General features: G+C 69.3%; 26 protein-coding genes. 9 read left to right on the forward strand and 17 right to left on the reverse strand.

Annotated features, from left to right (window positions below):
- Positions 1-43: 43 nt before the first annotated feature.
- The 3 genes from CGL27_RS31240 to CGL27_RS31250 are packed head-to-tail and all read right to left on the reverse strand — an operon-like array spanning position 44 to position 1,857.
- The gene (locus tag CGL27_RS31240) at positions 44-763 is read right to left on the reverse strand and encodes a DUF6333 family protein (RefSeq protein ID WP_119991405.1); all 720 of its coding nucleotides are present in this window, start codon (positions 761-763) and stop codon (positions 44-46) included.
- Positions 764-794: 31 nt separating this feature from the next.
- Positions 795-995, reverse strand: coding sequence for a DUF397 domain-containing protein (locus CGL27_RS31245; RefSeq protein WP_119991406.1), 201 nt, complete (start codon positions 993-995; stop codon positions 795-797).
- 1 nt (position 996) lies between these two features.
- On the reverse strand, positions 997-1,857 hold the full coding sequence (locus tag CGL27_RS31250; RefSeq protein WP_078643502.1) for a helix-turn-helix transcriptional regulator: 861 nt from the start codon (positions 1,855-1,857) through the stop codon (positions 997-999).
- 154 nt (positions 1,858-2,011) lie between these two features.
- Between CGL27_RS31250 and CGL27_RS31255 the strand changes: the two genes are divergently transcribed.
- Positions 2,012-2,506 carry an ATP-binding protein gene (locus CGL27_RS31255; RefSeq protein ID WP_119991407.1) on the forward strand — a complete coding sequence of 165 codons (495 nt, stop codon included), beginning with the start codon at positions 2,012-2,014 and terminating at the stop codon, positions 2,504-2,506.
- Here the strand turns inward: CGL27_RS31255 and CGL27_RS31260 are convergent.
- From CGL27_RS31260 to CGL27_RS31285, 7 genes are all read right to left on the reverse strand, one after another.
- On the reverse strand, positions 2,407-3,153 hold the full coding sequence (locus CGL27_RS31260; protein ID WP_119991408.1) for a hypothetical protein: 747 nt from the start codon (positions 3,151-3,153) through the stop codon (positions 2,407-2,409). The genes CGL27_RS31255 and CGL27_RS31260 overlap by 100 nt on opposite strands.
- 73 nt (positions 3,154-3,226) lie before the next feature.
- Positions 3,227-3,382, reverse strand: a complete 156-nt coding sequence (locus CGL27_RS50285) for a hypothetical protein (protein ID WP_162953105.1) — start codon at positions 3,380-3,382, stop codon at positions 3,227-3,229.
- The gene (locus tag CGL27_RS31265; RefSeq protein ID WP_240450701.1) at positions 3,379-3,948 is read right to left on the reverse strand and encodes a TetR/AcrR family transcriptional regulator; all 570 of its coding nucleotides are present in this window, start codon (positions 3,946-3,948) and stop codon (positions 3,379-3,381) included. The genes CGL27_RS50285 and CGL27_RS31265 overlap by 4 nt, the downstream gene beginning before the upstream one ends.
- Positions 3,945-4,310, reverse strand: coding sequence for a DUF1304 domain-containing protein (locus CGL27_RS31270; protein WP_119991409.1), 366 nt, complete (start codon positions 4,308-4,310; stop codon positions 3,945-3,947). Before CGL27_RS31270 ends, CGL27_RS31265 begins: the two co-directional genes overlap by 4 nt.
- 178 nt (positions 4,311-4,488) lie before the next feature.
- Complete coding sequence (locus CGL27_RS31275) at positions 4,489-6,102, reverse strand: sodium:solute symporter (RefSeq protein ID WP_119991410.1); 1,614 nt, start codon at positions 6,100-6,102, stop codon at positions 4,489-4,491.
- Complete coding sequence (locus CGL27_RS31280) at positions 6,099-6,359, reverse strand: DUF3311 domain-containing protein (RefSeq protein ID WP_078643510.1); 261 nt, start codon at positions 6,357-6,359, stop codon at positions 6,099-6,101. The genes CGL27_RS31275 and CGL27_RS31280 overlap by 4 nt, the downstream gene beginning before the upstream one ends.
- Positions 6,360-6,593: 234 nt before the next feature.
- Positions 6,594-7,388: a GntR family transcriptional regulator gene (locus CGL27_RS31285; RefSeq protein ID WP_119991411.1), complete on the reverse strand. Its 795-nt coding sequence runs from the start codon at positions 7,386-7,388 to the stop codon at positions 6,594-6,596.
- 261 nt (positions 7,389-7,649) lie between these two features.
- On the opposite strand from CGL27_RS31285, the gene CGL27_RS31290 reads away from it, so the two are divergent.
- The 6 genes from CGL27_RS31290 to CGL27_RS31315 all read left to right on the forward strand — a co-directional run bounded on the left by CGL27_RS31290 (position 7,650) and on the right by CGL27_RS31315 (position 15,252).
- Positions 7,650-8,921, forward strand: coding sequence for an extracellular solute-binding protein (locus CGL27_RS31290; RefSeq protein WP_119991412.1), 1,272 nt, complete (start codon positions 7,650-7,652; stop codon positions 8,919-8,921).
- Positions 8,922-8,926: 5 nt separating this feature from the next.
- Positions 8,927-9,928 carry a sugar ABC transporter permease gene (locus CGL27_RS31295; RefSeq protein ID WP_119991413.1) on the forward strand — a complete coding sequence of 334 codons (1,002 nt, stop codon included), beginning with the start codon at positions 8,927-8,929 and terminating at the stop codon, positions 9,926-9,928.
- Entirely contained in the window at positions 9,925-10,755 is an 831-nt protein-coding gene (locus tag CGL27_RS31300) for a carbohydrate ABC transporter permease (RefSeq protein ID WP_119991414.1), read from the forward strand. Before CGL27_RS31295 ends, CGL27_RS31300 begins: the two co-directional genes overlap by 4 nt.
- Before the next feature lie 9 nt (positions 10,756-10,764).
- Positions 10,765-12,324: a glycoside hydrolase family 3 N-terminal domain-containing protein gene (locus CGL27_RS31305; RefSeq protein ID WP_119991415.1), complete on the forward strand. Its 1,560-nt coding sequence runs from the start codon at positions 10,765-10,767 to the stop codon at positions 12,322-12,324.
- A 50-nt stretch (positions 12,325-12,374) separates the two neighbouring features.
- On the forward strand, positions 12,375-13,445 hold the full coding sequence (locus CGL27_RS31310) for an SIS domain-containing protein (RefSeq protein WP_078643519.1): 1,071 nt from the start codon (positions 12,375-12,377) through the stop codon (positions 13,443-13,445).
- Positions 13,446-13,782: 337 nt separating this feature from the next.
- Positions 13,783-15,252: a PAS domain-containing sensor histidine kinase gene (locus tag CGL27_RS31315; protein WP_078643520.1), complete on the forward strand. Its 1,470-nt coding sequence runs from the start codon at positions 13,783-13,785 to the stop codon at positions 15,250-15,252.
- A 181-nt stretch (positions 15,253-15,433) separates the two neighbouring features.
- Here the strand turns inward: CGL27_RS31315 and CGL27_RS31320 are convergent, their stop codons facing one another.
- Positions 15,434-15,691, reverse strand: a complete 258-nt coding sequence (locus CGL27_RS31320) for a WhiB family transcriptional regulator (RefSeq protein WP_014054815.1) — start codon at positions 15,689-15,691, stop codon at positions 15,434-15,436.
- Positions 15,692-16,008: 317 nt separating this feature from the next.
- Positions 16,009-16,977: a diacylglycerol kinase family protein gene (locus CGL27_RS31325; RefSeq protein ID WP_119991416.1), complete on the reverse strand. Its 969-nt coding sequence runs from the start codon at positions 16,975-16,977 to the stop codon at positions 16,009-16,011.
- An 80-nt stretch (positions 16,978-17,057) separates the two neighbouring features.
- Here CGL27_RS31325 and CGL27_RS31330 point away from each other — a divergent pair, with 80 nt between their 5' ends.
- The gene (locus tag CGL27_RS31330) at positions 17,058-17,603 is read left to right on the forward strand and encodes a hypothetical protein (protein ID WP_119991417.1); all 546 of its coding nucleotides are present in this window, start codon (positions 17,058-17,060) and stop codon (positions 17,601-17,603) included.
- Between the two features lie 15 nt (positions 17,604-17,618).
- On the opposite strand, the gene CGL27_RS31335 is transcribed toward CGL27_RS31330, so the two are convergent.
- The 5 genes from CGL27_RS31335 to CGL27_RS31355 all read right to left on the reverse strand — a co-directional run bounded on the left by CGL27_RS31335 (position 17,619) and on the right by CGL27_RS31355 (position 21,278).
- Positions 17,619-18,550, reverse strand: a protein-coding gene (locus tag CGL27_RS31335) for an IS5 family transposase (protein ID WP_240450477.1) whose coding sequence is annotated in 2 segments (ribosomal slippage) — positions 17,619-18,131 and positions 18,134-18,550 — 930 coding nt in all. Because the reading frame shifts where the segments join, the coding sequence is not laid out codon by codon here.
- 226 nt (positions 18,551-18,776) lie between these two features.
- Complete coding sequence (locus CGL27_RS31340; protein WP_205587949.1) at positions 18,777-19,658, reverse strand: RNA polymerase sigma factor SigF; 882 nt, start codon at positions 19,656-19,658, stop codon at positions 18,777-18,779.
- A 41-nt stretch (positions 19,659-19,699) separates the two neighbouring features.
- Positions 19,700-20,113 (reverse strand): anti-sigma regulatory factor, encoded by a 414-nt coding sequence (locus CGL27_RS31345; RefSeq protein ID WP_014054819.1) that lies wholly within the window; start codon positions 20,111-20,113, stop codon positions 19,700-19,702.
- Between the two features lie 246 nt (positions 20,114-20,359).
- Positions 20,360-20,905 carry a GNAT family N-acetyltransferase gene (locus CGL27_RS31350; RefSeq protein WP_119991419.1) on the reverse strand — a complete coding sequence of 182 codons (546 nt, stop codon included), beginning with the start codon at positions 20,903-20,905 and terminating at the stop codon, positions 20,360-20,362.
- A 112-nt stretch (positions 20,906-21,017) separates the two neighbouring features.
- Positions 21,018-21,278 carry a UBP-type zinc finger domain-containing protein gene (locus CGL27_RS31355; protein ID WP_059147777.1) on the reverse strand — a complete coding sequence of 87 codons (261 nt, stop codon included), beginning with the start codon at positions 21,276-21,278 and terminating at the stop codon, positions 21,018-21,020.
- A gap of 77 nt (positions 21,279-21,355) precedes the next feature.
- Between CGL27_RS31355 and CGL27_RS31360 the strand changes: the two genes are divergently transcribed.
- Positions 21,356-22,966 (forward strand): Na+/H+ antiporter, encoded by a 1,611-nt coding sequence (locus tag CGL27_RS31360; RefSeq protein ID WP_119991420.1) that lies wholly within the window; start codon positions 21,356-21,358, stop codon positions 22,964-22,966.
- Positions 22,967-23,012: the final 46 nt, after the last annotated feature.

The following is a 23,012-nucleotide window of genomic DNA, read 5'->3' on the forward strand; positions in this document are numbered from 1 at the left end:
TTGGTCGGCGTGTCCGCGTCAACTTTCCCTGGTTCCCGAATCGTTACTGATCGAACCAGGTGTCTTCCATCGACACGACGGCATCCTCGGTGCGCCGCACCCGGAGGACGGAGGCCATCAGGCCGCGCCGGTCGGTGGGCGAAACCGCCTTGAGGGCAAGACCCGCGAGGGCGTCCCACGCGAAGCTCCGCGGCGCGTGGGCCGGGTTGACCCCGACAGCGGCGGCCTGCTCCGGGGTGATCCCGAACGCGTCGAGAATCGCGGTCACCTCGCCTGCGACATCCCAGTTCTCCTCACCGGCGAAACCGGCCGCGAAGATTCGGGCGCCGCCGGGGTGCACGATCTTCCAGGTGCCGTAGTCGGCGCCGGGAAGGTCCATGCCCCCGGCGGCGACGATGACCGCGTCGGGGTAGCGGTCGGCGAGCGCATTCGCCTGCTCTTCGATGGGGAAGCTCTCGGACAGGCTGATCAGGGCGGGATCGTTGATCTGGATGACGCCGCCCCAGCAGCCGACCCGGATCACATCCAGGTCGGCGCGGGTGTCCACGTCGATGAGTTCGGTGACGGGAATCGTCCCTTGGCCGTCCAGGACCCGGTCGACGGTGCCGAACGCTTCCGCGAACGACCGCGCTCCCGCCTCGTCGTGGGCCTCCAGCACGCCCTCCGGGCCGGGGAACGGCGGGCGCACGACGGTCAGGGTGAACTCGCCGTGCCGCTCCACCGGTTCATCGGCGGGGTAGTCCCACAGGGTCTCGTCAGACATGGACGACACGGTAGCGGGCCGTCCCCTGCCCTCACGCTGTGCCGAGGTGGTCGAGTCGCCCTGCCTTGGCGCTGCGTATGAGGGCGTCCAGGGCGGTGGGGGTGGTGGTGAGGATGGTGTCGGGTTCGTCGCTCTCGCGGAGTCGGATCGTGGCGTGGTCGGGTGCGGAGACGTACAGGCAGGCGTTGCCTTCCCCGCTGAACGAGGACTTTTGCCAATCGCGAGCGGACAACTCATTCACCTTTCAAGGTGCGGATGATGCTCTGGATGAGATCGCGTGATCGGCTCGTCGGGAGCGCGACCGTTTCCATACGATCCAGTACGACGCGGTACTTCTCCAACTGTGCCGACGCGTCCAGGAGTTCCGAGCCATGCTCCGTATCGAGTTGCACGGTGTCCAGCTGTGGAACCTGACCAGTGGCGTAGAGGATCGACTGTCCCGAGCCGGGGAACGATCCGGCCTCAAAGGGGATCACGACCACCTTGATGTGGCTGTGCTCGCTCATGTCGAGGATGTGCTGCAACTGCGCCCGTGCCATCTCCGATCCTCCGAAGCGCATACGCAAAGCGGCCTCATGGACGATGGCCGTGTAGGGCGTGGGCTTGTCCCAGTACAGAATGGCCTGGCGTTTGATGCGATGCGAGACGCGGTGCTCCACCTCTGGCGGAGACAGTGTGGGTACGACCTGCCGGAAGATCTCACGAGCATGCTCGGCGGTCTGGAGTAGACCGGGGACGTGCGCGATGTACGCCGTGCGCAATGCCACGGCGTGGTGTTCGAGCTCGGCAAGGTCGAGCAACCCGGTGGGCAGGATTTCCCGGTACTCCTCCCACCAGCCGCGCTTGCGCTGTGCCGCCATGTCGATGAGCGCCGCGATCAGAGCTTCGTCCGCGCACGAGTAGTTCCGCGAGAGTGCCCGTAGCCGGTCGGCGCTCACGCCCAACCGGCTCGCTTCGATATTGCTGATCGTCGTCTGGTTGGTGCCGAGCAAGCTCCCGGCCTCGGTCGACGTCAAACCGGCCCGCTCCCGAAGCCTGCGCAGCTCAGTGCCGAGGCGGAGTTGACGTGCGGTCGGAAGGCTTCTCATGGGCATCTGCCGATTCTCCCTGCTCAGACGCAACAGGCGTGTCACTCACACGAGTGGTATATGCACTCCTTTTCCGCTCAGGGGTAAATACCTTAAGGGTCGCGGTCTACGGTATGTGCCCGGGATCACAGCCCAACTCCACGCACAGACCGGAGACTTCATGCCCACCTCACCCCCGGAAAACCCCTGGTCGTACTCGCTCCGCCTGCCCCACGACCCCCGTGCCGCCGCCATCGCGAGGACCACACTCCGTGCCGTCCTCGCCCGGCACGGCATGGGTGACCTCACCGACCCCGCGACCCTCGTGACCAGTGAGGTGGTCACGAACGCCTACCGCCACACCACCGGCCCAGCCGAAATGCGCATCCGCGCCGTGGAGGAGGGCCGTCTGCGGATCAGCGTGTGGGACACCAATCCGGACATCCCGCCGCCCTTCGACAAGCCCCCGGCCCTCTTCGACCGCTCGTCCGCCCTCGCCGAGGCCGCCGCGAACACCGAGGCCACCTGCGGGCGCGGCCTGCTCATCGTCCGGATCTGCGCCGACAACTGGGGCGGTTACGCGCTCGCCGACGAGCTGTTCGGGCGGAGCGGCAAGCTGCTCTGGTTCGAACTCGCACCGCAACACCCCTGCGACGCCTTCGAGATCGCCGCCTGACGCGCGGGCGCCATCGCTGGTGGGAAGGAGTTCAGCTCGGGCTCACCATACGACTCGTAGGGTTCGTCCTTCTCCTGGCTCCAGTCCGGGTCCATCGCGCAGGGCCCACCGCTGCCTCCGCTGAGCCGGTGGTACTCCGCCTCCCACGTGACCTCGGTGCTGAAGCCGCTGTCGCGCTCGGCCTCGACGCTCCATTCCTCGAGCTGTTCGTCCTTCCCGAACCGCGTGATGCGCCATCCCTCCGCCTTGAGGTGGTCCCGCGCCCTGCGCAGCGCGGGCAGCGCCTCCGCTCGGTCCACCTTTCCGATCGACCACCCGTGGATCAGCTGGTACGCGCCCTCCACGGGCGGGTCGGCGATGCTGAACAAGCCGTCCGGGTAGCAGTAGTTGGAGTCGTAGGTGTTGTGGTTGTCGACATCGACGTAACCGCCTTCGACGGTGCGGTCGATGCCGAGCGCGGCGTAGGCGTCCCGGGAGTACCCGGAGAGCAGGCGCGCCCGCTTCTCGGGGTCGACGTCGGGATAGGTGGAGTCGACGCTCGCGTACGCGAGCCCCGCGAGTCCGGCCGCGGCCAGTGCCAGCACGCTGGTGCATCCGACGCGCCACCCACTGCCGCCCTTTCTGGCGGGCGCCTCACTTTCGGTCATGTACCGGACGGTAGGTCCCGGCTCCGGTGGTACGGATCCGCGCGGCCGCTCAGGACGGCCTAGGTACCGGTACTCACGTCAGGACGGTCGCGGAGAGGTCGCGCAGACCGTCGGGCGCCTCGGCCACCTCGTGCATCAGGGTGGCGCGCAGGTCGGCCTCGCCGCCGAAGATGTGGAGCACGGCGACTACCTCGCCGCACCGGCCGCCTGACGCCTGCGGCACCGTCACGGGAACGTCCTGTGGATGGAGATCAGCAATCGCCAGACCTGCCGCGAGAGCGCGTCGGGCTCCGCGTCGATCAGCCCGTGGAGCCAGTCGGCGAACAGGCCCGTGAACGTGGCGGCCACGGCCGAGTCCGCGGCTTCGGAGTGGCGCAGCCCGGCGCGTTCCCGTTCGAGCCGGGAGCGCGTCCGGAGTTCGCGGTGCAGCAGCTCTCCCAGGGGGCCGCCGCCCGCCTGGAGCAGGCCCCGGTACAGCTCGGCGTGGGCCGTCACCGACGTGAAGAACTCCGCGAGCGCGGACGGGGGTACGTCGGGGTCGGGAACGCCTTCGAAGGCGTGAACCGCTTCCACGGCATCCCGGACCACCTCCGCGCACGCGTCGATGGCCAGCGCCTGGAGGTCCTCGTAGTGCAGATAGAACGTGGCGCGGCCGACCTCGGCGCGGCGGACCACCGAGGAGACGCTCACCTTTTCCAGCGGCTGGGAGGCGCATTCGGCGAGCAGCGCGTCACGCAGCCGCCCACGGGTCCGTACGGTGCGCGGGTCCTGGCCCGCCGTCAGATCGTCACTCACCCGGCGATGATGACAGCCGCCAGAGCGAGCGCGGCCGGAATGAGCTGTGAGAACAAGATCTTTCGGTTCTTTGTGCTGGCCGCCCCGTAGGCACCGGCGACCACGACGCAGATGAGGAAGAAGACCTGTGCCTGGAAGCCCACCGGATCGGACGCGACCAGGCCCCATATCAGGCCGGCGGCCAGGAAGCCGTTGTACAGACCCTGGTTGGCGGCCAGCGGCGCGGTGATACGGGCCGTCTCCTGATCCATGCCGAACACCGCCAGGCCGCGCGGCCGCTGCCAGAGGAACATCTCCAACACCATGATGTACGCGTGCAGCGCCGCGACCGCACCGACCAGAACTTCCGCCAGAACCTGCACCGCGAGCCCACCCCTTTTTCCGCATGCCAAGGTCGGCGCGCCATCGCCGTCATTTCCTGGACAACTGTACAGGAACTCATCCGCGACTCGTACGCATACGAACGGGCCGCCGGCTCCCCGTCAGTCAGGGGGAGCCGACGGCCCGTTCGCCGTCAGTCGGCGCAGACCGCCGCAGGCGTCAGTGGCCGCCCGGGGAGCCCGCCGTGGCCGGCGGGAGGTCGGTCTGGACGCCCTGGTCGCCCGCGTCCGCCTTGTAGTCGGCGGCGGTGGTCTCGTCGATGCCGTCGGGAGCCTTGACCGCCCGCAGCACAAACGTCAGCACGACGGTCACCAGCAGGTTGAGGGCGATCGCGGTGAAGCCGATGTAGCCGATCTCCCCGATGGCGGGCATATCGGCGGTGTTGCCGAAGTGCTTCTGGGTGCCGCTCGGGGTGTCGTACGCCTTCCACGTTCCGTAGACCATGCCGACCGCCCAGCCCGCCAGCAGCGCCCAGCGGTGGAACCAGCGGGTGAACAGGCCGCCCACCAGGGCCGGGAAGGTCTGGAGGATCCAGATGCCGCCCAGTAGCTGGAAGTTGATCGCGACGGTCTTGTCCATGCCCAGCACGAAGATCAGCGCGCCGACCTTCACCAGCAGCGAGACCAGCTTGGAGACCTTGGTCTCCTCCTCCGGCGTGGCGTTCGGCCGCAGGAAGTCCTTGTAGATGTTGCGGGTGAAGAGGTTCGCCGCGGCGATCGACATGATGGCCGCCGGGACGAGCGCGCCGATGCCGATCGCGGCGAAGGCGATGCCCGCGAACCAGTCGGGGAACATGTCCTCGAAGAGCTGGGGGATGGCAAGCTGGCCGTTCTCGACCGTGACCCCGGCGGCGATGGCCATGAAGCCGAGCAGCGCCAGCAGCCCCAGCATCAGCGAGTACAGCGGCAGGATCGTGGTGTTGCGGCGGATCACCTCGCGGCTGCGGCTGGAGAGCGTCGCGGTGATCGAGTGCGGATACATGAACAGGGCCAGCGCCGAGCCCAGGGCCAGGGTGCCGTAGGCCCATTGGCCCTCCGCCGGGGGTGCGAGCGAACCCGCACCCGCCTTGGTGAACTTGTCGTTCGCCGCGCTGAAGATGTCGTCGAAGCCACCCAGCTTGATCGGGATGTAGATGATCGCCACCGCGATGACGATGTAGATCAGGGTGTCCTTGACGAAGGCGATCAGCGCGGGCGCGCGCAGCCCGGAGGAGTAGGTGTACGCCGCGAGGACGCCGAAGGCGATCAGCAGCGGCAGGTCCTTGATGAACCAGTTGGTGTTCTCCCCGCCGCCGACGCCCATCACGTCCAGCACCGCCTGGATGCCGACGAGCTGGAGGGCGATGTACGGCATGGTGGCGAGGATGCCGGTGACCGCGACGGCCAGCGAGAGCCCCTTGGAGCCGAACCGGCCGCGGACGAAGTCCGAAGTGGTGACATACCCGTGTTTATGGGACACCGACCACAGGCGGGGCAGGAAGGTGAAGATCAGCGGGTAGACCAGGATGGTGTACGGGACCGCGAAGAAGCCGGACGCGCCCGCCGCGTAGATCGCCGCCGGGACGGCGACGAAGGTGTACGCGGTGTAGAGGTCGCCGCCGAGCAGGAACCAGGTGACCCAGGTGCCGAAGCTGCGGCCGCCCAGTCCCCATTCGTCGAGGTTGTTGGCGTTCTCGGCGGCGCGCCAGCGCGCGGCCAGGAACCCCATGACCGTGACGACCACGAAGAAGAAGATGAAGACGGCGAGTGCGACGCCGTTCACTCCGTCGTTCATGCCGACTCACCCCCCTTGCGTGCCCGCTGCTCGCGGCGGACCAGGATGTAGGCGACCGAGGTCAGCACGGCCGAGATTGGCACCCAGAGCATCTGGTACCAGTAGAAGAACGGGATCCCGATGAGAGTCGGCTCGACCTTGGCGTACGAGCCGACCCAGAGCATCCCGACAAAGGGTGCGATCAGGCACAGAGCGGCCACGACGCGCGTAGGCGTCACGACCGGTCTCCTGCCGGGTGAAGCGGACGTGTCTGACATGCGGCGGGCTCCAGTCCCCTCGGCTCATCACCTGCGTCACAGTCGATCACCTGGATCCCAGCTGATCATTTGTGTAATGCGCAGGAAATCTAAGCCCCCGGCCCGGCGGTCGTCACTACCCGTCCGTATATCGGTATGAGAAAGAAAGCGGGTCAGGCATGCCCTGCCCAGTCGTAGCGCGACCCGAATCCGGGCGCGGTCCGAATCCGGGCGCGGCCCGGGCCGTGGCGCCGCTCAGTCGTTCGGCCGCTGGAGCCGGGCCACGAACTTGTAGCGGTCCCCGCGGTAGACCGACCGCACCCACTCCACCGGCTCCCCGACCGCGTCCCGCGAATGGCGCGAGAGCATCAGCATCGGCAGCCCCACATCGGTGCCCAGCAGCCCCGCCTCGCGCGGGGTGGCCAGCGAGGTCTCGATGGTCTCCTCGGCCTCGGCCAGGCGGACGTCGTACACCTCGGCCAGCGCCGTGTAGAGGGAGGTGTACTTGACCAGGCTGCGGCGCAGCGCGGGGAAGCGCTTGGCGGACAGATGGGTGGTCTCGATCGCCATCGGCTCACCGCTGGCCAGTCGCAGCCGCTCGATGCGCAGCACCCGCCCGCCCGCGGTGATGTCCAGCAGCCCGGAGAGCCGCTCGTCGGCGGTGACGTAGCCGATGTCCAGTAGCTGGGAGGTGGGCTCCAGGCCCTGGGCCTTCATGTCCTCGGTGTACGAGGTGAGTTGCAGTGCCTGGGAGACCTTGGGCTTGGCCACGAAGGTGCCCTTGCCCTGGATCCGCTCCAGACGCCCCTCGACGACCAGCTCCTGCAGCGCCTGGCGCACGGTGGTGCGCGAGGTGTCGAACTCGGCGGCCAGGGTGCGCTCCGGGGGTACCGGGGTGCCCGGTGGCAGGGTCTCGGTCATCTCCAGCAAGTGGCGCTTGAGACGGTAGTACTTCGGGACGCGCGCGGTGCGCGCCCCAGCGGAGCCGTTGCCGTCGCTCTCGGCCGTCGTGATGGCCGCCGCTGCCGCCGTTGCCCCCTCGGTCTCCATCGCGCGCCCTTCCGACTCCTGGTCCGCTGCCGTCACCGGCGTCTGCCGCCGTCACCGGTCTCCTGAAGAATCCAGCGCCTCACATCGTGGCACGGTCCCGGCTCCGGGCATCCGCTCGGTCCGGATGTCGGGAAGTGTCGGTCCGGTAACGGAGCCGCCGGTGACTCTTATACACCCTTGACACCCCAAAAGGTCTAGGCCAAGCTGCGGGCACTGGTCTGGACCATTAAACCTCTCGTCCGGCCTTCTGAGGAGAGTGCAGTGAAGCGTGGGCTCATAGCGGCGACGGGTGTCGCGGCAATGCTGGTATCCGTCGCGGCCTGTGGGTCCGACGGCGATGACAACAAGGCCGGAGCGGACGGTTTCAAGGGCGAGACGCTGACCGTCTGGGCGATGGACGGCTCCACGCCCGCCGGCTGGACGAAGGATGTCAAGGCCGCTTTCGAGAAGAAGACGGGCGCCAAGCTGAAGCTGGAGATCCAGCAGTGGAACGGCATTCAGCAGAAGGTGACCACCGCGCTCTCGGAATCCGATCCGCCGGATGTGCTGGAGATCGGCAACACCCAGACGCCGTCGTACGCGCAGACCGGCGGACTGGCCGAACTGGATGACCTGAAGAAGTCGATCGGCGCCGACTGGTCGGAGTCGATCAACAAGTCCGCGGTCTACGACGGCAAGCAGTACGCGGCGCCGTGGTACGCGGCCAACCGGGTCGTCCTCTACAACAAGAAGATCTGGGCCGAGGCCGGGATCAAGGACACCCCCAAGACCCGTACCGAGTTCTTCAAGGACCTGGACACCATCCAGAAGAAGACGGACGCCGAGCCGATCTATCTCCCTGGCCAGAACTGGTACTTCTTCGACGGGCTGACCATCGGCACCGGCGCCGACCTCGTCAAGAAGGACGGGAAGAAGTGGGTCTCCAACCTCGCCGACCCCAAGGTCGGCAAGGCCATGGACATCTACAAGCAGTACCAGTCCTTCAGCAAGGCCCCCAAGGACAAGGACGAGGCCACCCCGCAGCAGGGCGAGGTCTTCGCCAAGGGCAAGACCGGCGCGTTCATCGGCATGGGCTGGGAAGCCGGTATCGCGATCAAGGCCAACCCGAAGATCGAGAAGGACATCGGCTACTTCACCATTCCGGGTGAGACCGCCGGCAAGCCGGAGGGCGTCTTCCTCGGCGGCTCCAACCTCGCGGTCGCCGCGGGCAGTGAAAAGCAGGAGCTGGCCAAGGAGTTCCTGAAGATCGCGCTGAATGACACCTACGAGGGACAGCTCGCCAAGGAAGGCGGCGTCATCCCCAACAAGGAGTCGCTCCAGGCGCAGCTCAAGGGCAACCCCGCCGGGCTGGCCGCCGCGCCGGCCGCCGCGACCGGCGGCACCACCCCGCTGATCCCCGAATGGGCCGCGGTGGAGAACGCCCCGAACCCGGTCAAGACCTATATGACCGCGGTGCTCACCGGTAAGTCGCCCGCCGAGGCGGCCAAGTCGGTCGAAGGCGAGCTGAACAAGCGCCTCAGCCAGGAGCGTTGAGCCGGATGTCCGTAGCGACCGAACGCCAGGACCCCGGCCCGGCGGCGGCCGGGGTCCGCCGGAGCGGGGAGCCGCCAGGCACCCGCCGCCCGGCCCCGGGCACCCCCGGGCGCGGACGGCTGACCGGCGCCGCCCCGTACCTCCTGCTGCTGCCCGCGCTGGCGGCGACCGCACTGCTGCTGGGCTGGCCGCTGGTCAAGGACGGCCTGCTGTCGTTCCAGAACCTCAATATGCGGCAGCTCATCCAGCACCTCACCGAGTGGAACGGTGTCGACAACTACCGCGAGACGCTGACCAGCGAGGACTTCTGGCGCGTCACCCTGCGGTCGGTGATCTTCACCGCGGCCAACGTCGTGCTGATCATGCTGCTCGGCACCCTGGTCGGACTGCTGCTGGCCCGCCTCGGCAGCAAGATGCGGCTGCTGCTCTCGGTCGGTCTCGTGCTGGCCTGGGCGATGCCGACCATCGCCGCCACCACCGTCTTCCAGTGGCTCTTCGCCGCCCGCTTCGGAGTGGTCAACTGGGTGCTGGACGCGCTCGGCTGGCACTCCATGGCGGACTACAACTGGACCGGCAGCCAGTTCTCCACGTTCTTCGTCATCACCGTGCTGATCGTCTGGCAGTCGATCCCCTTCGTGGCGATCAACCTCTACGCCGCGACCACCACCATCCCCGGCGAGCTCTACGAGGCGGCCGCGCTCGACGGCGCCGGCACCTGGAAGAGTTTCACCTCGGTGACGTTCCCCTTCCTCAAGCCGTTTCTGCTGGCCACGACGTTCCTCGAAGTCATCTGGGTCTTCAAGGCGTTCGCCCAGGTCTTCGCGATCAACGAGGGCGGCCCCGACCGGCTCACCGAAACCCTCCCCGTCTACGCCTTCATCGAGGGCGTGGGCAATCAGCACTACGGCATGGGCGCCGCGATCTCGCTGCTGACCATCGCCGTCCTGCTGGCGCTGACCTCCTACTACCTCCGGATCGTGCTCAGGCAAGAGGAGGACGAGCTGTGAAGCGCTCGCCGCTCGCCCGGCTGTGGCCCAACGCGGCCGCCGTCGTGCTCTTCATCGGCTTCGCGTTCCCCGTCTACTGGATGTTCACCACGGCCTTCAAGCCGACCTCGGACGTCATCACCGAGGACCCGGTGTGGTTCCCGACCAGCGCCACCCTGGACCACTTCCAGAAGGCCATGGACGCCGAGAACTTCTGGACGCTGGTGGGCAACTCCCTCACCGTGACCCTCTCGGCGGTCGCTCTCTCGCTGGTGATCGCGCTGCTCGCCTCGTTCGCCCTGGCCCGGATGCGGTTCAAGGGGCGCCGCGGCTTCCTGGTGACCTTCATGATCGCGCAGATGGCGCCCTGGGAGGTCCTGGTCATCGCCGTCTACATGCTCGTCCGCGACGGCGACATGCTGAACAGCCTGCTTCCGCTCACCCTGTTCTACATGGTCATGGTGCTGCCCTTCACGATCCTCACGCTCCGCGCCTACGTCGCCGCGATCCCCAAGGAGCTGGAGGAGTCGGCGATGGTCGACGGCTGCACCCGACCGCAGGCGTTCGTCCGGGTGATCTTCCCGCTGCTGGCGCCCGGCCTGATGGCCACCTCGCTCTTCGGCTTCATCACGGCCTGGAACGAATTCCCGCTCGTCCTCATCCTGAACAAGGATCCGGGAGCCCAGACGCTTCCGCTGTGGCTGTCCAGCTTCCAGACCGCCTTCGGCGACGACTGGGGTGCCACCATGGCGGCGGCCTCGCTGTTCGCCATCCCGATCCTGGTTCTGTTCCTGTTTCTGCAACGCAAGGCGGTCGGTGGGCTCACTTCCGGCGCTGTGAAGGGATGATCCCGGTTTATGACGACCCTCGCGCATGACTCCGCCACCCTCACCCGCGACGCTCTCACCGTTCTGCAGCCCGGCTTCACCGGCACCACCGCCCCAGACTGGCTGCTGCGGCGGCTCGGCGAGGGGCTCGCCTCCGTCGGCCTGTTCGGCCGGAACATCGCCTCGCCCGAACAGCTCGCCGCCCTCACCGCCGAGCTGCGTGCCGAGCGTGACGACGTCCTGGTGGCCATCGACGAGGAGGGCGGCGACGTCACCCGGCTCGAGGTGCGCGCCGGCTCCTCCTTCCCCGGCAACCTGGCGCTCGGCGCCGTCGACGACCCCGAGCTGACCCGCGCCGTCGCCCGCGAGCTGGGCCGCCGCCTCGCGGAGTGCGGCGTCAACCTCAACTGGGCGCCCTCCGCCGACGTCAACTCCAACCCCGACAACCCGGTCATCGGCGTGCGCTCCTTCGGCGCCGAACCCGGGCTCGTCGCCCGGCACACCGCCGCGTACATCGAGGGACTCCAGAGCGCCGGGGTCGCCGCCTGCACCAAGCACTTCCCCGGCCACGGCGACACCGCCACCGACTCCCACCACGCCCTGCCGCGCATCGACGCCGGACTCGACACCCTGACCGCCCGCGAACTGGTGCCCTTCCGCGCCGCCGTCACCGCCGGGACCAAGGCCGTGATGAGCGCGCACATCCTGCTGCCCGTGCTCGACCCCGACCTGCCCGCCACCCTCAGCCCCGCCGCGCTGCACGGCCTGCTGCGCCGGCCCGTGGCCGACGGCGGCCTCGGCTTCGACGGGCTGATCGTCACCGACGGCATGGAGATGCGGGCCATCGCCGACGCGTACGGCATCGAGCACGGCAGCGTCATGGCGATCGCCGCGGGCGCCGACGCCATCTGCGTGGGCGGCGGACTCGCCGACGAGGACACCGTGCTGCGGCTGCGCGACGCGCTGGTCACGGCCGTCATCGAGGGACGGCTGGCGGAGGAGCGGCTGGCCGAGGCGGCGGCGCGGGTGCGCGCCCTGGGGGAGTGGACGCGGCACTCCGCCGGACCGCGCGCGGCGCATGGCATCGAGCCCGCCGCGGGGGTGGGGCTCGCCGCCGCGCGCCGGGCGCTCAGAGTCACTCCGGCCGGGCTGTCGTACGAGCCGGTGACCGGGCCCGCCTACGTCGCCGCCCTCACTCCGGTCGCCAACATCGCCGTCGGCGAGGAGACCCCCTGGGGCGTCGGCGCCGAACTGGCCCGGCTGCGCCCCGGCACCGGGACCGCCACTTACGGGCGGCAGGACGCCGAGGCCCGGGGCGTCCCCGCGCTGATCGAAAATATGCTCGTCACCGCGGCGGACCGTAGGATCGTCGCTGTGGTCCGCGATGTCCACCGGCACCCCTGGATGGCCGACGCGCTGGACGCCCTGCTCGCCGCCCGGCCGGAGACGGTCGTCGTCGAGATGGGAGTGCCCCAGGCGCCGCCCGCCGGAGCGCTGCACATCGCGACCCACGGCGCCGCCCGGGTGTGTGGACGGGCGGCGGCCGAGGTGATCGCCGGCATCGGCGCCGGTGACCACTCCGGGGACTGATCCCAGCCCCCTCAGCACAGCCGGCACAGAGCCACCTGGAGGCACCCAGCATGTCCGCCACGACGACGGCCCAGCGCAGCGACCAGCCGGGCCGGATCATGTCCGGCGAGATGGCCGAGCAGCCCGCCGTGCTGCGCCGCATCCTCGACCAGGGCGCCCCGCGGATCCGCGAGGTCGCGGAGCGGATCGCCGCCCGCAACCCGCGCTTCGTCCTGCTCACCGCCCGGGGCACCTCGGACAACGCGGCGCTGTACGCCAAGTACCTGCTCGAGGTGCTGCTCGGCAAGCCGTGCGGTCTGACCTCCATGTCCACCACCACCGCGTACGGCGCCCAGCCGGACCTCACCGATGTGCTGGTGATCACCGTCAGCCAGTCCGGCGGCTCCCCGGACCTGGTGGCCTCCACCGAGGCCGCCCGCGCGGCCGGTGCGATCACCCTCGCGGTGACCAACAACGCCGACTCGCCGCTCGCGGCCGTCTCCGAGTTCCACATCGACGTCCTGGCCGGGCCGGAGAAGGCGCTGCCCGCGACCAAGACCTACACCGCCGAACTCCTCGCCCTCTACCTCTTCGTGGAGGGGCTGCGCGGCGGCGACGGCGCGGCCGCCAAGGCGCTGCCCGACCTCGCCCAGCAGATCCTCGACCGCCAGGACGAGGTCCGGCAGCTCGCGGCGCGCTACCGCTTCGCCGAGCGGATGGTCCTCACCTCCCGGGGCTACGGCTATCCGACCGCCAAGGAAGCCGCCCTGAAGCTGATGGAGACCAGCTACATCCCGGCGCTCTCCTACTCCGGCGCCGATCTGCTGCACGGTCCGCTCGCCATGGTCGACAACATCTCGCCGGTGATCGCGATCGTCACCGAGGGCAAGGGCGGCCAGGCGCTGCAGCCGGTCCTGGAGCGGCTGCGGGGCCGGGGCGCCGACCTCGTCGTCATCGGCAGCGCGTCGGAGGTGGAGCGGGCCTCGGCGGGGTTCGCCCTGCCGACGGACGGGGTCGCCGAGGAGCTCCAGCCGATCCTGGAGATCCTCCCGCTGCAGATGCTGGCGTACGAGGTGACGATCGCGCGCGGCCAGGACCCGGACGCGCCGCGGGCGCTGGCGAAGGTGACGGAGACCCGCTGAACGGAGATCCGCCGAGGCGGACGGAAAAGGCTCCCGCGGCCTTCGATGGGGCGCGGGAGCCTGAGTATGACGGGTGGGACACCCGCGGGCCGCGGCGCCAGGGCGGGACCCTCAACCCACCCGGCACCGCAGCCCGGAGTTGCATCGGCCGAGCGGCCGACCTGAGGACCCCGGGCGGTCAGGGCAGAGCGCTCCGGGCTCCTCGATCCGCCCTCCTGTGCGGGGAGAGCGGAAGATCGCAGTGCTCGATATTCTGGACTAGACCACTGCTGTCTGTCCATGCTTATGCGCGAATAGGCTAATCCACCGGTGAGGGTAGGCTCACAGTGTGCCCTCCATGAACGACCTCGTCCGCCAGCACACCGCACTCGACGACTCCGACCTCGAGTGGCTCCATCTGCTGGTGTCGGAGTGGCAGCTCCTCTCCGACCTCTCGTTCGCCGATCTCGTGCTGTGGGTCCCCACCAGCGACGGCACCCGGTATGTCTCGGTGGCGCAGATGCGGCCGAACACCGGGCCCACCTCCTACCAGGACGACATGGTCGGCCATCTCGTCCCCCGCGGCCGCCGTCCCATGCTCGACGCCGCCCACGACGAAGGCCGGATCGTCCGGGAGGGCGACCCCGAGTGGCGCGAGGAGGTGCCGGTCCGGGTGGAGTCCATCCCGGTCCGGCGGGAGAGCCGGGTCCTCGGGGTGATCGCGCGGAACACCAATCTGCTGACCGTACGGACCCCCAGCCGGCTGGAGCTCACCTATCTCCAGAGCGCGTCCGACCTCGCCCAGATGATCGCCGCCGGATCGTTTCCGTTCCCCAATCAGCAGGTCGACATGGACGCGTCGCCGCGCGCGGGCGACGGGCTGATCCGGCTCGACGCGGACGGGGTGGTCCAGTACGCGAGCCCCAACGCGCTCTCCGCCTATCACCGCCTCGGGCTCGCCGCCGATCTCGTCGGCCACCATCTGGGCAAGACCACCGCCGAACTCGCCCCGGTGCGCGGCCCGGTGGACGAGGCGCTGGTCAAGCTGGCCAGCGGCTGGGCGCCCCGGGAGTTCGAGGTCGAGGGCGGCGACGGGGTCATCCAGCTACGGGCCATTCCGCTCAAGCCCAAGGGGCTGCACGTCGGCTCGCTCGTCCTGCTCAGGGACGTCACCGAACTGCGCCGCCGCGAGCGCGAGTTGATCACCAAGGACGCCACCATCCGGGAGATCCACCACCGGGTGAAGAACAACCTCCAGACGGTGGCCGCCCTGCTGCGGCTGCAGGCCCGCCGGATGGATTCGGCGCAGGGGCGGGAGGCGCTCAACGAGGCGGTGCGCAGGGTCGGCTCGATCGCGATCGTCCATGAGACCCTCTCCCAGAACCTGGACGAGCGGGTCGAGTTCGACGATATAGCCGATCGGGTGCTGGCCATGGTGGCCGAGATATCGCCCGGAAAGGTGACCGGCCGCCGCACCGGACGATTCGGCATCCTCGACGCCGAGGTCGCCACCCCGCTGTCCATGGTCCTGACCGAAGTGCTGCAGAACGCGCTGGAGCACGGCTTCGGACCGGGGGAGCAGGGCACGGTCGAGGTCACGGCGGTGCGCGGTGGCAGCGGTGAGGAGAGCCGGCTGGTGGTGACCGTCCAGGACGACGGGCGCGGGCTGCCCGAGGGGTTCGACCCCCAGCGGGCCGGAAACCTGGGCCTGCAGATCGTCCGCACCCTGGTGGAGGGGGAGCTGGGCGGGACGTTCGACATGGTGCCCGCCCCGGAGCGCGGCACCCGTGTGGTGCTGGACTTCCCGGTGCGTGCCGAGAAGCACTGAGTGTCGCGCCGGGAGAAGCACTGAGACGCTGACCACATCCCCCGCAACTCCCGGTAGGGCACAGCCCCGTACCCGGAAAGCACTGAGCCCCGGACCCATCTGGTCCGGGGCTCAAAGCTCAATGTGCTGTGCGCATCGGGGGTACTACGCGCTGCGGCTCGGGGGCCACGGGGTGCGGGCTTCAGGCGCTGGCGTTGCGTGCCCGGTTGCGAGCGGCACGGCGCTTCATGGCGCGGCGCTCGTCCTCGCTCATTCCACCCCAGACGCCGGAGTCCTGGCCGGACTCAAGCGCCCACTGCAGGCACTGCTCCATGACGGGGCAGCGGCGGCAGACGGCCTTGGCTTCCTCGATCTGCAGCAGCGCAGGACCGGTGTTGCCGATGGGGAAGAACAGCTCGGGGTCTTCCTCGCGGCAAACGGCGTTGTGACGCCAGTCCATGGCTGCTCCATCTCCTCGTATTGCGGGCTCGTTGCTTGTGAATGTGAACGCTTTCACGAATCCCCTCGCAAGGGTAGGGACGCCGACCAGTTGGGGCTGGTCCAGTCCCGTGGAATGAGGTGGGGGTTCGGGCTCTCAAGGGGGCCTTCTGGAGGCCGTCCCGATCGCCAAGAAGAGACTCGCAAACCTCGGCGACGGATACAACCCCTTCCGGAAAGTTTTTTTTGATTCCTTGGTGTCGACTCGGTCACAGCCGTACTTCCGGTGGGTGGAGGCCAGCCTAAACGTTCGAGTGGAAGGACTTTTTGCGGTCTCACTCACACAATCACACGCAGTGCACGGCGTACGCCTGTGAACGTCACGCTCGTACGCAGTCCCAGATGGTCACCGTCCATCTGGAACGGCAGTGGCGCCTGGGATTGCAAGGTGAAGTCCTCCACATCGTGGAGCCCCACCACATGCTTGCCGCGGGGGCCGCGCTCGGGCGTCGACATCAGCAGCTGGGTGGCGTAGCGGGTCACCGCCGACGTCGACAGCTTGGTGAGTCCCAGCACGTCGAGGGCGGTGTCGAAGGACGCCTGGGGGGACGCGTAGACCGGGCGGTTGCCGAGAAACGTCCACGGGGAGGTGTTGCAGACTATCGACAGCGCCAGCCCCTCGATCGAGTCCTGGCCCGGCCGCCGAATGGTGATGGCGCCCTGCCGCCGATGCGGCTCCCCGATGAACTGCCGCACCATCTGGCGTATGTAGAGCGCGTGGGTGGACCGCTTGCCGCGCTCGCGCTGCTGCTCGACCCGGCCGATGACGCTCGCGTCGAAGCCGAGCCCGGCGCAGAAGGTGAACCAGCGGGCCGGGACCGACTCGTCCGGGGTGCCGGGGGTGCCGGCCGCGAGTCCGAGGCCCACGGTGCGCTCGGTGCCGTCCCGCAGCGCGTCCAACAGGGCGCCGGTCGCCTCGACGGCGTCATTGGGCAGCCCCAGCGCGCGGGCGAAGACATTGGTGGAGCCGCCCGGGACGACCGCGAGCCGGGGCAATTCACGCGGGGCGGGGCCGTGGTGGAGCAGTCCGTTGACGACCTCGTTGACGGTGCCGTCGCCGCCCAGCGCCACGACCAGTTCATGAGTGCCGCCGTCGACCGCCCGCCGGGCCAGATCGCGCGCATGGCCCCGGTACTCGGTGGTCACCACGTCCAGCTTCAGATCGCTGGCGAGCGCGTGGAACAGAACATCCCGAGTGCGGGCACTGGTGGTGGTTGCTGCCGGATTGACCACAAGGAGCGCGCGCATGCGCGCCAGCCTACCTATCCGAGACGACCGGCCCGAGGGGGGTAGGGTCCGGGCGGCCCGCGGGCGGCTACGCTGCTGGGGTGAGCAGTAAGAAGTCCGCTACCGCGAAGAAGGCACAGAGGGCCACGGCGCGGAAGGCGACCGAGCGGAAGGCCACGGCGCAGCAGGCCACGGCCCGGCCGGACGCCGAGGCCGCCGCCAAGACGACCGGCGCCGCCGACGACGCGCCCACCGGGCCCCGCCCCACCCGGCTGACCGCCGCCGCGGTGCTGGCCGCCGCGGAGGGCGTGGTGCTGCTGGGCTTCGGCGTCTACGTACTGATCATGGGGCTGACCGGAGACCCGGAGAGCCCCCAGCAGGCGGAGATGCTCGGGGTCACCGTGGTCGCGCTGGCCCTGCTGCCGCTGCTGGCGGCCCGCGGGCTGTGGCTGCGGCGCCGCTGGAGCCGCGGCCCCGCGATGATCACTCAGCTCATGGCGCTGCCGGTGGCCTGGACGCTGGTGCAGAACGGCGGCGGGCTCATCGCCGCCGGGGTGGTCACCGCCATCGCGGCCCTCGCCGTCCTGGCGCTGCTGATCAACCCGACGGCGACCGAGGCCCTGGGCATCGGCCCCCGCGACGCCTAGGGCTTGTCCGGTCGATCATGTTCTGAGCCAGATGGCGAGTGCTGCTGCGGTGGCTGTGCCGAGGAAGACGTAGCCGCGCTTGTCGTATCTGGTGGCCACGGCCCGGTGCTGCTTGAGTCGGTTGATGGCTCGTTCGATGGTGTTGCGTTTCTTGTACCGCTCTTCATCGAAGCCGGGTGGCCGTCCGCCGCGTGAGCCTTTGCGCAGGCGGGCGGCCTGGGTGTCAGCCTTCTCCGGGATGGTGTGCCGGATTCCCCGGCGTCGCAGGTACTTGCGGATGGGTCCGTTGCTATAGGCCTTGTCCGCGGCGAGGCTGTCAGGCCCCTTGCGGGGCCTGCCCGGGCCGAGCTTAGGAACGCGGATCTTGTCCAGCACCTTCGTGAACTGGGTGCAGTCCGCCCGCTGGCCTGGTGTGACGATGAGGGACAGCGGGCGGCACCGGCCGTCGGCGCTCAGGTGGAGTTTGCTGGTGAACCCGCCCCGCGAGCGGCCCAGGCCCTCACTTCCTGCACCACCTCCACCAGGCGGGCATGCAGGCTCTGCCACGCTGTTTCGCCCTGGTGTTCTGCTTGCTCGGCCCCCTTTGATGCCGGGATCGGCGGCGGATCGGTCCGGGCGCCGGCCGCGTGCTGATGAGCGCGAACAATGGTGGAGTCCACCGAGATGTCCCAGTCGATCTCACCCGCCGCGTCAGCCGCAGCCTGGACCTGCTGCAGCAGACGTTCCCACGTCCCGTCCGCCGACCACAGCCGGTGCCGTTCATAGACCGTCTTCCACGGCCCGAACCGTTCCGGCAGGTCACGCCACTGCACACCAGTCCGCACCCGGTGCAGAATCCCGTCGATCACCTGCCTGTGATCCCTCCACCGGCCACAACGCCTATTGCTGACCGGCAGGAACGGCCGCAGCCGTTCCCACTCAGCATCGCTCAAGTCACCCCGCCCCATGTCCACATCAACGACCCGGACGGCGAGTAGTCACATGATCGACCGGCCAAGTCCTAGCCGGTGTCGGGCGGACCACGCGGCGGAGCCGCACATCGATGCCGCCTGTCGATGCCGCCGGCGGAGCCGCATATCGGTGCTGCGGGAAGGCGCGGAGTGGCGAGCGGCCTGCCGATGGCACGGGCCGGTGCCCGGGGTGGCCCCGGGCACCGTGGGGCGTGCGCCCTCGCTACTCCTCGACCAGCAACTTGTCGCGCAACTGCGCGAGTGTGCGGGCCAGCAGCCGGGAGACATGCATCTGGGAGATGCCGACCTCCTGCGCGATCTGCGACTGCGTCATATTGCCGAAGAAGCGCAGCAGCAGGATCTTCTTCTCGCGCGGCGGCAGGTCCTCCAGCAGCGGTTTGAGCGATTCGCGGTACTCGACGCCTTCCAGCGCCTCGTCCTCCGCGCCGAGGGTGTCGGCGACCGCCGGGGACTCGTCGTCCGTATCCGGTACGTCAAGGGACAGGGTGCTGTAGGCATTGGCGGACTCCAGCCCCTCCAGCACCTCCTCCTCGGAGATGGACAGCTGCTGGGCCAGCTCATGGACGGTCGGGGCGCGGCCATGGCGCTGGGAGAGCTCCGCGGTGGCCGTGGTCAGCGACAGCCGCAGCTCCTGCAGCCGGCGCGGCACCCGCACCGCCCAGCCCTTGTCGCGGAAGTGGCGCTTGATCTCGCCGACGACCGTGGGTGTCGCATAGGTCGAGAACTCCACCCCGCGGTCCGGGTCGAACCGGTCCACGGATTTGATGAGCCCGATGGTGGCGACCTGGGTGAGGTCGTCCAGCGGCTCACCGCGGTTGCGGAAGCGCCGGGCCAGGTGCTCCACCAACGGCAGATGCATACGCACGAGGTTGTTGCGCAGCTCGGCCCGCTCGGTGGAGCCATCCGGCAGCCCGCGCAGCTCGAGGAACATCGCCCGCGCGCCGCTCCGGTCATGTGGATCGTGCTGCTGATGCACCTGCTCGTGCTGATCCATGTGGTCCGCCCGCTCTGGTCGGTCTCCTGCCGCCTCCGAGTCCGCGGGATGCGGCCGGGCCGGCGGGTGCGGGATGGCCGGGGTACCCACTCCCCGCGATGATGCAGTGCTCACGGAGCCCCCTTTTTCCGTCACGGCTGTCCGGGGCCGGCGCCGCGCTCCTTGTACAGGCTGATGCTGACCGTTCGGTCCTCGGCCACGGTCGAGTCCACCTTGCCCGCCAGTGCGGAGAGCACCGTCCAGGCGAAGGTGTCGCGCTCGGGGGCGCGGCCGTCAGTGGTGGGCGCCGAGACGGTGACCTGCAGTGCGTCGTCGATCAAGCGGAAGACGCAGCTCAGCACACTGCCGGACACGGCTTGCTGCAGCAGGATCGCGCATGCCTCATCTACGGCGATACGCAGATCCTCGATTTCGTCGAGGGTGAAGTCCAAGCGGGCTGCGAGGCCGGCGGTCGCCGTACGCAGCACCGACAGATAGGCACCCGCAGCGGGCAGCCGGACTTCCACGAAGTCCTGGGTCCCGGGCTCGCCTGCGATCTGGGACACCCTCACCTCCAAGGTGACACAAGCTGATTGAGCTGAGCTGATTGGAGCGTCGGCCCCGAACCCTTATGGTGGAGGGTGGACGGACCGGCGCTGTATGTACTTTGGCTGCGACGCTATCGCGATCTGCGGTTCGGTGTCGCCCGGACGAAGCACGGCCCCCATCACGGGTGAACCCCGGCCCACAGAGCCGCGATATCACTCATAGTAAGCACATGAGTACGCAGCGTGGCTAGAGGGTTTGCGGTCTCAATTCGAAAGAGATGTCGCCTCACTCAGGGAATCGCTGGTCACGGCGGTGCCCATGGCCTGAGCGGCCAGCCCTCGCAGTGGCTCTCCCGAGAGCCTGCGCACCGTCCATTCATCCATCGGCTCCGCGCCGAGCGCGGCATAGAAGCCGATCGCGGGCTCGTTCCAGTCGAGCACCGACCATTCGAAGCGGGCATAGCCCCGCTCCACGCAGATCCGCGCCAGCTCGGCGAGCAGCGCCTTGCCGTGGCCGCCGCCGCGGGCCCGCGAGGTGACGTACAGGTCCTCCAGATACACGCCATGGGTGCCTGTCCAGGTGGAGAAGTTACGGAACCACAGGGCGAACCCCACCGGCCCGCCGGGCTCTCCGGCGCCACCGGTCTCCTCGGCGATCAGCGCGAACACCGCGGGATGCGCCCCGAAGAGCGCCTCGCGCAGCTGCTCCTCGGTGGCCTTCGCCTCCTGCGGAGCCCGCTCGTAGTCCGCCAGCTCGCGGATCATCGCATGGATCGCCGGGACGTCGGACGGCTTCGCTGATCGGATCATGTGTGAAGGCTAACGGCCCGGGCCGACAAACGCGGAGGTCGATCTCCCACATTGCGCGGAAAACGCCAAGACCAGGGCGTTCGCGGAGCCGGACCTACACGATGAGCCGGACCTACACGATGAGCTGATCCACATAGCACCAGTGCCACTCCTCGCCCTCCTCGAAGCTGCGCATCACCGGATGGCCGGTCTCCTCGAAGTGCCGGGTGGCGTGCTGGTACGGCGAGGAGTCGCAGCAGCCCACGTGGCCGCACACCAGACACTTCCGGAGCTGGACGGGATGGCTGCCGACCGCCAGGCACTCGGGACAGGTGTCGGACCGCGGCTCCGGCTCGGGGCGCGGCAGTGCGGGAACATGCAGGCACTCGCTCATGATTGCCAGACTAAAGCGCCGCGTGGGCGGATCACATGGACGACCGTCGGCACGACCGGCGGGGACGGGGTCGGTCGATGGACGTATTGCCGTTGTTGATGCTGGTCGCGGGCAGTGCGGTGGTCGCCGGCGCGGCCCGCAGGACCCCGGTGCCCGCGCCGCTGTTGCTGGTCGTGGTCGGGCTCGTCGCCTCGTACGTCCCGGGGGTGCCCGACTACACCCTGGACCCGCATATCGTGCTGCCCCTGGTGCTGCCGCCGCTGCTGCACAGCGCCGCGCTGGACAGCTCGTATCTGGATCTGCGCGCCAATCTGCGGCCGATCGCGCTGCTCTCGGTCGGGTATGTGCTCTTCGCCACGGTCGCGGTCGGCGTGGTCGCCCATCTGGTGATCCCGGGGCTGCCGCTGACCGCCGCGCTGGTGCTGGGCGCGGTGGTCGCGCCGCCGGACGCCGTGGCCGCCACCGCCATCGCCCGCCGGATCGGGCTGCCCTCCCGGCTCACCACGCTTCTGCAGGGCGAGTCCCTCTTCAACGACGCGACCGCGATCACCGCCTACCGGGTGGCGCTGGCCGCGGCGGTGGGGGAGGGCGTGAGCTGGGCCGAGGGGGTGTGGGAGTTCGCCTTCGCGGCCGTGGGCGGCGTCGTGGTCGGTCTGATCCTGATGGTGCCGCTGCACTGGCTGCGCATCCGGCTGCGGGACCCGCTGCTGCAGAACACCCTCTCGCTGCTCATCCCCTTCGTCGCCTACGCCACCGCCGAGCAGTTCGGGGCGTCGGGTGTGCTGGCCGTCGTGGTGGTCGGGCTCTACCTCGGACACCGCTCCTGGCAGGTCGACTTCGCCACCCGGCTCCAGGAGGCGGCGGTCTGGCGCATGATCGACTTCGTACTGGAGTCGGCGGTGTTCGCGCTGATCGGGCTGCAACTGCGGGTCGTGGTGGGCGGCCTGGGGGAGTACAGCGCGGGCGAGGCCGCCTGGTACGCGGCCGTCGTCTTCCTGGCCGTGGTGGCCGCCCGTTACGTCTGGGTCTTCCCGTCGACCTTCGTGCCGCGGATGCTCTTCCCCGGCATCCGCGAGCGCGAGCCCGGCACCGACTGGACCGCGCCGGTCGTCGTCGGCTGGGCCGGGATGCGCGGGGTGGTCTCGCTGGCCATCGCCTTCTCGATCCCGCAGACCATTCACGGCGGGGACCCCTTCCCGGCCCGCAATCTGATCCTCTTCCTGACCTTCACGACCGTCATCGGCACCCTGGTCGTCCATGGGCTCACCCTGCCGTCCCTGATCCGGCTGCTCGGGCTGCCGGGCCGCGATCCACGGGCCGAGACGCTCGCCGAGGCACAGGCGCAGAACCAGGCGTCGCTGGCGGCCGAGAGCCGCCTGGGGGAGCTGCTCGACGAGGAGCGCAACGCCCTGCCGCCGCCGCTCGCCGACCGGCTGCGCACGGTGCTGGAACAGCGCCGCAACGCCGTATGGGAGCGGCTCGGCGCGGTCAACGAGGTGACCGGCGAATCGGCGGACGAGACCTATCGGAGGCTGTCCCGGGAGATGATCGAGGCCGAGCGGAAGGTGTTCGTTGACCTGCGGGACGCCCGGCGGATCGACGAGGAGATGCTGCGGTCGCTGCTGCGCCGGCTGGACCTGGAGGAGGCGGCGCTCTACCGGGAGGGGGCCGCGGAGGAGGGAGCCTGAGGCCCACCGCCCCTCCGCGGCCGTCTCCAGCGCCCACGCTTCCGGG

The sequence above is a fragment of the Streptomyces sp. 11-1-2 genome (assembly GCF_003595545.1).
In the GTDB taxonomy this organism is placed as follows: Bacteria; Actinomycetota; Actinomycetes; order Streptomycetales; family Streptomycetaceae; genus Streptomyces; species Streptomyces hygroscopicus_B.

Bases quoted from the DNA above. Each gene is read 5' to 3' on its own strand.
- CGL27_RS31280 (WP_078643510.1), bottom strand. From the start codon at position 6,359: ATGTCAGACACGTCCGCTTCACCCGGCAGGAGACCGGTCGTGACGCCT.
- CGL27_RS31310 (WP_078643519.1), top strand. From the start codon at position 12,375: ATGTCCGCCACGACGACGGCCCAGCGCAGCGACCAGCCGGGCCGGATC.
- CGL27_RS31305 (WP_119991415.1), top strand. From the start codon at position 10,765: ATGACGACCCTCGCGCATGACTCCGCCACCCTCACCCGCGACGCTCTC.
- CGL27_RS31275 (WP_119991410.1), bottom strand. From the start codon at position 6,102: ATGAACGACGGAGTGAACGGCGTCGCACTCGCCGTCTTCATCTTCTTC.
- CGL27_RS31255 (WP_119991407.1), top strand. From the start codon at position 2,012: ATGCCCACCTCACCCCCGGAAAACCCCTGGTCGTACTCGCTCCGCCTG.
- CGL27_RS31350 (WP_119991419.1), bottom strand. From the start codon at position 20,905: ATGATCCGATCAGCGAAGCCGTCCGACGTCCCGGCGATCCATGCGATG.
- CGL27_RS31260 (WP_119991408.1), bottom strand. From the start codon at position 3,153: ATGACCGAAAGTGAGGCGCCCGCCAGAAAGGGCGGCAGTGGGTGGCGC.
- CGL27_RS31250 (WP_078643502.1), bottom strand. From the start codon at position 1,857: ATGCCCATGAGAAGCCTTCCGACCGCACGTCAACTCCGCCTCGGCACT.
- CGL27_RS31240 (WP_119991405.1), bottom strand. From the start codon at position 763: ATGTCTGACGAGACCCTGTGGGACTACCCCGCCGATGAACCGGTGGAG.
- CGL27_RS31360 (WP_119991420.1), top strand. From the start codon at position 21,356: ATGGACGTATTGCCGTTGTTGATGCTGGTCGCGGGCAGTGCGGTGGTC.
- CGL27_RS31295 (WP_119991413.1), top strand. From the start codon at position 8,927: ATGTCCGTAGCGACCGAACGCCAGGACCCCGGCCCGGCGGCGGCCGGG.
- CGL27_RS31355 (WP_059147777.1), bottom strand. From the start codon at position 21,278: ATGAGCGAGTGCCTGCATGTTCCCGCACTGCCGCGCCCCGAGCCGGAG.
- CGL27_RS31315 (WP_078643520.1), top strand. From the start codon at position 13,783: ATGAACGACCTCGTCCGCCAGCACACCGCACTCGACGACTCCGACCTC.
- CGL27_RS31285 (WP_119991411.1), bottom strand. From the start codon at position 7,388: ATGGAGACCGAGGGGGCAACGGCGGCAGCGGCGGCCATCACGACGGCC.
- CGL27_RS31320 (WP_014054815.1), bottom strand. From the start codon at position 15,691: ATGGACTGGCGTCACAACGCCGTTTGCCGCGAGGAAGACCCCGAGCTG.
- CGL27_RS31325 (WP_119991416.1), bottom strand. From the start codon at position 16,977: ATGCGCGCGCTCCTTGTGGTCAATCCGGCAGCAACCACCACCAGTGCC.